This is a genomic window from Streptococcus sp. 79 (assembly GCF_013277425.1).
Taxonomy (GTDB): Bacteria; Bacillota; Bacilli; order Lactobacillales; family Streptococcaceae; genus Streptococcus; species Streptococcus pseudopneumoniae.
Genome location: NZ_VMMW01000054.1, coordinates 1 through 5174, shown reverse-complemented (window position 1 = coordinate 5174; position 5174 = coordinate 1). Strand labels below are relative to the sequence as shown.

Below are 5174 nucleotides of genomic sequence, written 5' to 3'. Positions count from 1 at the left end.
TCAATGGCCTTGTTCGCTTCGTCAGCAGCTGCTTGAGCTTCTGCCTTAGCTTTCGCTTTTTCTTCAGCTGTTAGATCTTGGCGAGCATCGATTTCTGCTTCTTTCTTAGCTAGTTCATCTGCCACTGCTTTCTTAGCAGCATCTTTGGCTACTGGATTCACAGCACCAACTGCAGACTCACCGGCTTCTTTGGCTTTGGCTACTTCTGCATCACTTGTTGCGGCTGCTACTGCTGCCTTAGCCTTGTCTGCTTCTGCCTTAGCCTTGTCTTTAGCAGCTTTCTTCTCTGCATCTGTCAAGTCTGTACGCTCATCAATGGCCTTGTTCTTAGCAGCAAGAGCGTCATCAATGGCTTTGTCAGCGGCTGCTTTAGCAGTTGTTTCTGGATTCACAGCTTTAATCGCTTCTACACCTTGTGTCTTAGCGGCTTCTACTTTATCTTGAGCTGCTTGGGCTTCTTCTGGTGTTGCGGCTACATCTGGTTGAGCATCAATGGCCTTGTTCGCTTCGTCAGCAGCTGCTTGAGCTTCTGCCTTAGCTTTCGCTTTTTCTTCAGCTGTTAGATCTTGGCGAGCATCGATTTCTGCTTCTTTCTTAGCTAGTTCATCTGCCACTGCTTTCTTAGCAGCATCTTTGGCTACTGGAGTTACAGAGGTAACATCCGCTACACCTTTATCTTCTGCAGCGTCCACAAGTTTTTGGGTTGCTCGAGCTGCATCTTCTGTATCTTCATTATCAGGTTGAGCGTTGATTTTAGCTAATTCTGCATCAGCTAATTTTTTGGCTTCTGCTTTAGCTGCGTCTTTTTCTGCTTGACTTAGGTCTGTGCGCTTATCAATCTCATCATTTTTAGCTGTTAAGGCATTGGCAATTGCTGCCTTAGCATTCTCTTTAGCAATTGGGTTTACTTTAGAAATGGCTGTAGTGGCTTCTGTTTGCGCTTCATCTACAGCTGCATCTGTCGTCGCTGCATCGATTTTCTCAGTTGCTGCCTGGGCTGCTTCATTGGCTTTAGCAATAGCGGCTGTTTTTTCAGCTTCTGATAGATTTCTGTCTGCATTAATAGCATCTTCTTTGGCCTTACGAGCTGCTTCAATTGCCGCTTTGGCTTCAGCTTTTTTAGCTATTACTGGATTGTCGGCTGCAATGGCAGTTGTCCCTTCAGTTTGAGCTTGATCCAAGGCAGCTTTTGTTGTTAGGCTAGGATCATTAATGGCTGCTAATGCTTTTTCCTTATCTGCATTTACCTTAGCGATAGCGGCTTGTTTTTCATCCTCGGTAGCATTCGGATCTGTACTAGCATTAATTTCTGCAATCTTATCTTCTGCAGCCTTGTTCACTGCATCGATTGCAGGTTGTTTATTTAGGGTCGTAAACTCTGTTAGTGGTCTTCTGTCTATTGATCCATCTGTGTAGGTTACTAGTAAATCATTTCCATCTTTTGTGATTGATTGAATCCTACTATTTTGATTCTCTACTTCTTGACCACGCTTAGACTCTAACCGTCTATCTGGATTGGTTTGAGAATATTCAAGTTTGACTCTTTCTTTTACTTTTGCAAACTCTTCCTCTGTTACAGCTGCAGGGTCGGTCACCACAACCTTGTCGGCTTCCTCAGGAGTTTTTATATCATATTTTTCTCTCTGAGGTTTATTAACAACATTGAAAGCATGATCATTGGCTTTTTGTTGTCCAGACCCAGTGAAGTTTGTTCCTTCAAGATCCGTAACCCTCACATAACGCCAACCCAAAGCTAGGCGTTTAGGATTTTCCCCTTTTGTCCCTGCGTCCAATTTATTTTGTGGCAAATCTCTTGTCGCAGTTGTAGTCCCTGAATAGGTAATAACTGCTGGATTAGTTTCTGATGCTGGTGTTTCGGAATTAAAAACATTTGCCTTATATCCATACTCTGTATCAACTTTATCATTTTCACCTGAAACAGGGCTAAATTCTCGATTCCCACCTTTCAGCAATTTAGCAGACTTAATCTTATCTGCATCATCTTTAATTTTGATATCAAATGAGTTGTCTTCTCCGCTATACACATAGATTTCTCTTGCAGTAGGATCAGAATATGGAATGTCTACTGTTGGAGGTTGGTTGGTACGTGCTACATTAGCAACTGGAACCACATCGATTGAACCGTCTTTATAGGTCACAGTGACGTTTCCGTTCTCTACGTTTACACTATCCACTACTTCAGAACGATTTGTTAGGGCAGTACCTCTTTGCGACGCTAGTCTAGCATCCTGGCTAGTTTTAGAATATTCAACTTTAAGCTGATTTTTAATTTTATCAATATCTGCAGTAGTTAAATTGTTAATATCTGTAACACTGATTTTATCAGCATTACTTGCTGGTTCCTGGATGCTATATTTGTAGGTTTGAGATTTAAGGATAAGAGAGATATAGCCTGGATCTCTTATTGTCCCAGAGTCTCCAACATTATTCGCACCTTGTTTATCACCAACCTTTACAAAGCGAGTCCCAATTTTGAGTGCTTGGTCCTCTCTTTTTGTATATCCATTATTTCCTTTTAGTTGCTCATTCGGTTTTCCTGAAATGCTAATTTTAGCAGGATCAGCTACAGTAGCAGAAGTACCAGATTCATCAGGAGTAGCAGTTGTAGTATTAGACTTATCATCATTAATTACCGTTCCAGTATAGCCAAACTCAAGGTCAAGTTTATTTTCTTCTCCTGTAACTTTGTTAAATTTCTGGTTTGACCCCTTTTTGAATGTTGCATAAAGAATTTCCCCACTGTCATCGTGGACAGGAATTTCAATATTTGCATCTTCCTCATTATAGACAAAGATTTCCTTTTCAGTCTGGCGAGAATAGTCAATTACCGCTACAGGTTTTTGGTTTTCTGTAGCAGTAGACGGTGCTCCATCTCCTGGGTCAGCCTCCCCTCCCCCGTTAGGGCTAGCTGCCACAGCGGCTCCGCCTTGTGAATCTGCGCCATTCTCAGCAGCTGACACTGCTCCGTTCCCCAAAAACATAAATAGAGCCGCTACTGCCACACTGGCCGCACCAAAACTATATTTACGAATAGAATAACGCGTGACCTTCTCACGACGCAGGCGCTCAGAACGACTCATGGATACTTTCTTGTCCATTACTTAAATCTCCTTTAGGATTATATTTTTCTACGTAAGAGAGGCTCCTCCTTCCTTATAGAAGGAGACTTCCTCTATGCATAGATTTACGTTACTATGATACATAATTACCAAGATATATGCAACTTTTTTGTTTGCTAATATTTTGCTAAAAAAAAAAACATTTTTTCGATTTTCGTGAATTTTATTCGGTTTTTTTATCCATATTTTTCATTATTTTATGAATTTGTTAAGTATTTATCGATTCTCATGACATCTTATGCTCTGATTCTTTAGGATTCAATCACCCCTTAATTTCTATAAATATTATTTTTTCAAAATAACTCTATCTTTTTCACTAGCCTCGACAAAATAAGTAGAAAAAATGTAAGGGGGTGCGCCTTTTTCATTGGCATCATTTGAAGATAACAACATGCAAGGAGCCTAAAAAAGAGAAACAGCCAGTGATATCACTAGCTATTCTGATTGCTTGCCATAGAACAGAAGATAGCGGCTCCTTACCTCTCCTGACTACTTGACTAGTCTTGACCACTTACTATAGCTGCTCAGTTTTAAACAAGCAGGTTATCAGAAAGCCATGGCCTAGCCTACTGATTTTAAACAAGGAGCATTGGATGGCATCAAAAAAGAACACAGTCCTGCCGAGGCAGCCAAAGTTTTTGATCTTGGTTTCAGAACTCTCTTCAGCTAGGAAAAGAAATGAGGTGAACAAGGACACTGAGAGCGGAAAGAGCGAGTCATCAAAAATCGAAAGATTCCTTTAGAGGAATTGAAAGCCTTTGTAGAGGCTCATCCAGATGCTTTTTTACGGGAAATTGCGGCACATTTTGATTGTGCTGTCCCTTCAGTATGGGCAGCTTTAAAGCAGATGAAGGTCACTTCAAAAAAAGATGACGAGCTTTAAGGAACAAGACCCAGAGAAAGTCGCTGACTTCTCTAGTCTGGAGATTTTCCAATCTCTCTCCTTATGGGACGGTTCTATAGTAAAATGAAATAGAAATAGGACAAATCAATCAGGACAATCAAATCGATTTCTAACCATGTTTTAGAAGCAGAGGTGTACTATTCTAGTTTCAATCTATTATATTTTTTAGCAAAGGGCTTTGATATAACATAAAAATCGAAGTTCTGCTACTCCTATAAATGGAGTCATAGAAATTCGATTTTTTCTAATTATCCTAATCCTAGACGTTCAAAGATAGGCTCCACTCGTTTGGTATAGTAAAGATGGTTGAAAATCTCATCGATTTCCTCTTGTGTCAAACGTGATGTCACCTCTGGATCTGCTTCCAGAAGTAGTTTGAAGTCTACTTGCTTGTCCCAAGAGTAGGCTGTTTTTGGTTGTACCAAGTCATAGGCTTGCTCACGGGTCATGCCTTTTACCAATCAAGGTCAACATGGCACGTTGGCTAAAGATCAGACCAAAAGTCGCGTTCATGTTGCGGATCATGTTTTCTGGTAAGACCGTCAAGTTCTTGACGATATTTCCAAAACGGTTGAGCATGTAGTCAATCAAGATGGTCGTATCAGGTGTGATGATACGCTCAGCTGATGAGTGGGAAATGTCGTGTTCATGCCAGAGAGCCACATTCTCATAGGCTGTAATCATGTGACCACGCTCTAAACCCTGTTCAATCCCTTCTGCACGACCGCGTTCCAACCCTTTTTCCTCAGCTTGTTCCAAGGCATAGTCCTGCGCTAGCAAGGCTTGTTCTTCGCGTCTGCGTTGTTCACTAAACATCTCCCTGTCCTCCTCGGACCAGCTCTTGTAGTCTAGCAGTTGGTCTGCTTGGCTGATGGCTCGCTCGGGTTCCTGGGTAAAAGGTTTATTCCCAAAAAACTCCAACCATGCTTTGCGAACCTCGTCTTTGCTGGTTTCTCTGTATTTTTTTAGGTCTTATTTATGATGCTCTTTCAATAGTTCTTCAAACTCAGCGACGCTCATACCCAGCTGATGGCTGGCAACCTCGGAAGTCAGAAGTCCTTGGCGAACCATATCCAGAAAGGCAAAAAGTTTTCCACGTTCAAGTCCACGCTCTAAACCTTTTTCGATGC

Annotated in this window: 3 protein-coding genes and 2 pseudogenes; 2 read left to right on the top strand and 3 right to left on the bottom strand. The window is 41.5% G+C overall.

From position 1 onward, the window contains the following. The coding region (locus HT729_RS08125; protein ID WP_172931886.1) for a DUF1542 domain-containing protein at positions 1-3119 on the bottom strand (3119 nt) is incomplete at its 3' end. A 614-nt stretch (positions 3120-3733) separates the two neighbouring features. Between HT729_RS08125 and HT729_RS12460 the strand changes: the two genes are divergently transcribed. Both HT729_RS12460 and HT729_RS12455 read left to right on the top strand, forming a co-directional pair. After that, entirely contained in the window at positions 3734-3883 is a 150-nt protein-coding gene (locus HT729_RS12460) for a hypothetical protein (protein WP_172931885.1), read from the top strand. A gap of 5 nt (positions 3884-3888) precedes the next feature. After that, positions 3889-4023, top strand: a complete 135-nt coding sequence (locus HT729_RS12455; RefSeq protein WP_007285170.1) for an IS630 transposase-related protein — start codon at positions 3889-3891, stop codon at positions 4021-4023. Positions 4024-4292: 269 nt separating this feature from the next. Here the strand turns inward: HT729_RS12455 and HT729_RS08110 are convergent. Beyond that, positions 4293-4737 (bottom strand): annotated as a pseudogene (locus tag HT729_RS08110) (adenylosuccinate lyase); the annotation flags it as partial. A gap of 279 nt (positions 4738-5016) precedes the next feature. Continuing rightward, positions 5017-5174 (bottom strand): annotated as a pseudogene (locus HT729_RS12120) (damage-inducible protein CinA); the annotation flags it as partial.